Consider the following 3,799-nt stretch of genomic DNA (forward strand, 5'->3'; position numbering starts at 1 on the left):
CGTTCCCGCCGCGCGTTCAACCCTTCCGCCGCCCCCGGGGCCGCGCCCCGCCGGCGCCCCCCCCCCACCACCGGAAGGGGTGAATGCACGTAACTTTCCCACCCCGGTCGCGTTCTGTCGCGGTACGCGCCGGAACGGTCACGGAGGGTCAGGCAGCGGCCTTTCCTGCCCGGTCAGGCGGCCACCGGCTCCCGGCGCCTTCCCCGCCGCTCGGCCGCGAGGACCGGGTCGAGCGCGGGGACGGCGGCGAGCAGCTGCCGGGTGTACGGGTCCTGGGGCGCGCCGTACACCTCGTCGACCGTGCCCTGCTCGACGACCCGGCCGGCACGCATCACGGCGACCCGGTCGCTGACCTGCCGGACGACCGCGAGGTCGTGGGCGATGAAGACGAGGCCGAGGCCGAGTTCGGCCTGGAGCTCCGCGAGCAGGGCGGTGACCTGCGCCTGGGTGGTGACGTCGAGCGCGGAGACGGGTTCGTCGCAGACGATCAGGCGGGGTTCCGCGGCGAGCGCGCGGGCGATGCCGACGCGCTGGCGCTGGCCGCCGCTGAACTCGTGCGGGTAGGCCCCGTACCGGTCGGGGTCGAGCCCCACCCGGTCGAGCAGCTCCCGCACCCGTCCCCGTATCCGGGTCTCGTCGCGCTCCCCCGCGACCCGCAGCGGGTCGGCGATCGACTCGCCGACGGAGCGGCGCGGGTTGAGGGAGGCGACCGGGTCCTGGAAGACCATCTGGAGCTCGCGCCGGTACGGGCGCAGCTCCCGCTCCGACAGGGCGCCGATCTCCACGCCCCCGTACCTGAGCCGGCCGCCCGTCGGGTCGAGGAGCCGCACCAGCATGCGGCCGAGGGTGGTCTTGCCGCTGCCGGACTCCCCGACGACGCCCAGGGTCTCGCCCGCGCGAACGGTGAGGGACACCCCGTCGACGGCGGTCACGGCCGTCTTGCCCCGGCCGAACTCCCGCCGCAGGTCGACCGCTTCGAGGAGCGGCTCGCCCCGCGCGGCTTCTGCGCCGGGCCCGGCGGGATCGTGGACGGCGGGATCGCGCACGGCGGCGGTCCGCACCGGCCCGTCCAGCCGGGGCACCGCGGCGAGCAGCCGGCGGGTGTACGGCTCCGCCGGCGCGCCCAGCACCCCGGCCACCGGCCCCCGTTCGACCTCGCGGCCGCCCCGCATGACGAGGACGTCGTCGACGCTCTCGGCGGCCACTCCCACGTCATGGGTGACCAGGAGCAGCGCGGTGCCCGTCTCGCGCCGCAACTCGTGCAGCAGGTCGAGGATCTGGGCCTGCACGGTGACGTCCAGGGCGGTGGTCGGCTCGTCGGCGACGAGGAGCCGGGGCTCGCAGGCGAGGGCCATCGCGAGGAGGGCGCGCTGCCGCATGCCGCCGCTGAACTCGTGCGGGCGGGAACGGGAGCGGCGGGCCGCGTCGGGGATGCCGACCCGGTCGAGGACCTGCACGGCCCGGGCGCGGGCGGCCTTGCGCGATCCGGGGTGGTGGACGCGGTACACCTCGGCGATCTGGTCGCCGATGGCGTAGTACGGGTCGAGGGCGGACAGCGGGTCCTGGAAGACCATGGCGGCGACGCCTCCGCGCAGCCGCCGCAGCTCGTCCGGGCCGGCCGCGGCGACGTCGGTCCCGCCGACCCGGACGGTGCCGGTGACCCGGGCGCCCGTGCCCCGGTGGAGGCCGAGGAGGGCGCCGGCGACGGTGGACTTGCCGCTGCCGGACTCGCCGACGAGGGCGAGTGCGCGGCCGGCCTCCAGGGTGAAGGAGAGGTCGTCGACGGCCCGTACGGCGCCGCCGAACTCGACGGTGAGGCGGTCGACTTCCACGAGCGGGGCCGTGGTGCCGGGCCCGGGGTGCGGGAGCGTCATGACAGGGCGACCCTTCGGTCGGCGAGGGCGTAGAGGAGGTCGGCGACGACGTTCGCGAGGACGACGGCGACCCCGGTGAGGAGCACGATGCCCACGACGATCGGCAGGTCGACGTGGCGGACGCCGTCGATGAGGGTCTTGCCGAGCCCGGGGATGCCGAAGAGCGACTCGGTCAGCACGGCCCCGCCGAACATGGTGCCGAGGTCGACGGCGCTGAGCGCGATGACGGGCGGCACGGCGCCGCGCAGGGCGTGGCGGGCGACGACCGACCGCTCCCCCACGCCGTAGGCGCGGAAGGTGCGGATGTGGTCCTCGGCGAGCGTCTCCAGGGTGGAACTCCTGGTGAGCCGCGCGTATTTGGCCGATTCGAAGAAGCCGAGGGTGAGCCAGGGCAGCAGCATGTTCCAGGCCCACTGCTCGGGGTCCTCGCCGAGCGGCACGTAGGTCGGGAAGGGCAGCCACTGGAGGTAGGCGCAGACCGCCATGAGCAGGAGCAGGCCCAGGATGAAGACGGGCGTGCCGGTGCCGGCGAGGGTGAGCACGGTGAGGGTCCGCTCGGTGAGGCCGCCGCGGCGGAGCGCGGAGAGCAGCCCGGTGCCGATGCCGACGACGAGCCAGATCACCATGGCGCCGAGGGCGAGCGAGGCGGTGGCGCCGAGGCGCTCCAGGATGACCTCGGTGACCTGCTGGTCGTTCTGGTACGACAGGCCGAGGCAGGGCGCGCCGCAGTGCTGGACGCCGGTGCCCGTGGAGTAGTCGCGACCGGCGAGGACGCCCTGGAGGAAGTGCAGGTACTGGGTGAACACGCCGTCGTTCAGGCCGAGTTGCTCGCGGACCTGGGCGATCTGCTGCGGGTTGCAGCGTTCGCCGCAGGCGAGCCGGGCCGGGTCGCCGGGCACGACGTAGAACAGGGCGTAGACGAGGACGGACAGCGCGAGGAGGACGAGCGCGGCGCCCGCGAGCCGCTTCAGGACGTAGCGGGTCATCGGGAGGTCTCCTTTCGCGTGCCCACGCCGAGCCGACCGGCCTCGCGCGGGTCGAGGGCGGTGCGGACGGCGTCGCCGAGCACGGTGAAGGCGAGCACGGTCACGAAGAGCAGTCCGGCCGGGAGCAGCACGTACGCCGGGTCGGCCCGGAACCAGGTCTGCGCGGTGGACAGCATCTGCCCCCAGGACGGGGTGGGCGGGGTGACGCCCACGCCGAGGAAGGAGAGCGAGGCCTCGACCACGATGTTGGTGGGGACGAGGATCGCGGCGTACGTGATGACGGGCGCGGCGAGCGAGGGCAGCAGCTCGCGCCGGGCGGTGCGCCACCGCCCCGAGCCGGCGAGCCGGGAGGCGGAGACGAAGTCGAGGCTCTTGAGGGTGAGGGTCTGGGCGCGCACGATCCTGGAGGTGCCGGCCCAGCCGAGCAGCCCGATGACCAGGACGAGCAGCAGCGGGCGCGGGAAGTCGCGGGGCACGACGGCGGTGAGCGCGATGGCGAGGACGAGGAACGGCAGGGCGAGGAAGACGTCGGTGATCCGGCCGAGGGCGCCGTCGACCCAGCGGTTGCCGAGTCCGGCGGCGAGGCCGACGAGGAGTCCGACCAGGACCTGGACGACGGTGGCGCCGACGGCGACGAGCAGCGAGATCCGGGCCCCGTGGAGGAGGCGGACGAACAGGTCGCGTCCGGTGCCGGGTTCGACGCCGAGCCAGTGGTCGGCGCTCGCCCCGCCGAAGGCGCCGTACGGGACGCCGCCGCGGGCCGAGTCGACGAGGTCGTCGTGGTACGTGGTCGGGTCCTGGCCCGTCAGCGCGGCGAGCAGCGGGGCGGCGAGGGCGAGGACGACGAGCAGCAGGAGGACGGCGGCGGAGACGAGCGCGGCCGGCCGGGTGCGCAGCCGCCGCCAGGCCTGCCGGGCGGCGCCCGTGGCGGGGATGCCC

At 75.2% G+C, this 3,799-nt stretch carries 3 protein-coding genes; all 3 read right to left on the reverse strand.

Translation table 11 applies throughout. From position 1 onward, the window contains the following. Window positions 1-173: 173 nt before the first annotated feature. From ACFCY7_RS37615 to ACFCY7_RS37625, 3 genes are read right to left on the reverse strand one after another with little or no spacing between them, the layout of a single operon-like run. Window positions 174-1,874: a dipeptide ABC transporter ATP-binding protein gene (locus ACFCY7_RS37615; protein ID WP_376490583.1), complete on the reverse strand. Its 1,701-nt coding sequence runs from the start codon at window positions 1,872-1,874 to the stop codon at window positions 174-176. Further along, window positions 1,871-2,860 carry an ABC transporter permease gene (locus tag ACFCY7_RS37620; protein ID WP_376490584.1) on the reverse strand — a complete coding sequence of 330 codons (990 nt, stop codon included), beginning with the start codon at window positions 2,858-2,860 and terminating at the stop codon, window positions 1,871-1,873. The genes ACFCY7_RS37615 and ACFCY7_RS37620 overlap by 4 nt, the downstream gene beginning before the upstream one ends. Next, window positions 2,857-3,795, reverse strand: coding sequence for an ABC transporter permease (locus ACFCY7_RS37625; protein WP_376490585.1), 939 nt, complete (start codon window positions 3,793-3,795; stop codon window positions 2,857-2,859). The genes ACFCY7_RS37620 and ACFCY7_RS37625 overlap by 4 nt, the downstream gene beginning before the upstream one ends. Window positions 3,796-3,799: the final 4 nt, after the last annotated feature.

The sequence above is a fragment of the Streptomyces sp. NPDC056361 genome (assembly GCF_042262805.1).
Taxonomy (GTDB): domain Bacteria; phylum Actinomycetota; class Actinomycetes; order Streptomycetales; family Streptomycetaceae; genus Streptomyces.

Bases quoted from the DNA above. Each gene is read 5' to 3' on its own strand.
- ACFCY7_RS37615 (WP_376490583.1), bottom strand. From the start codon at position 1,874: ATGACGCTCCCGCACCCCGGGCCCGGCACCACGGCCCCGCTCGTGGAA.
- ACFCY7_RS37620 (WP_376490584.1), bottom strand. From the start codon at position 2,860: ATGACCCGCTACGTCCTGAAGCGGCTCGCGGGCGCCGCGCTCGTCCTC.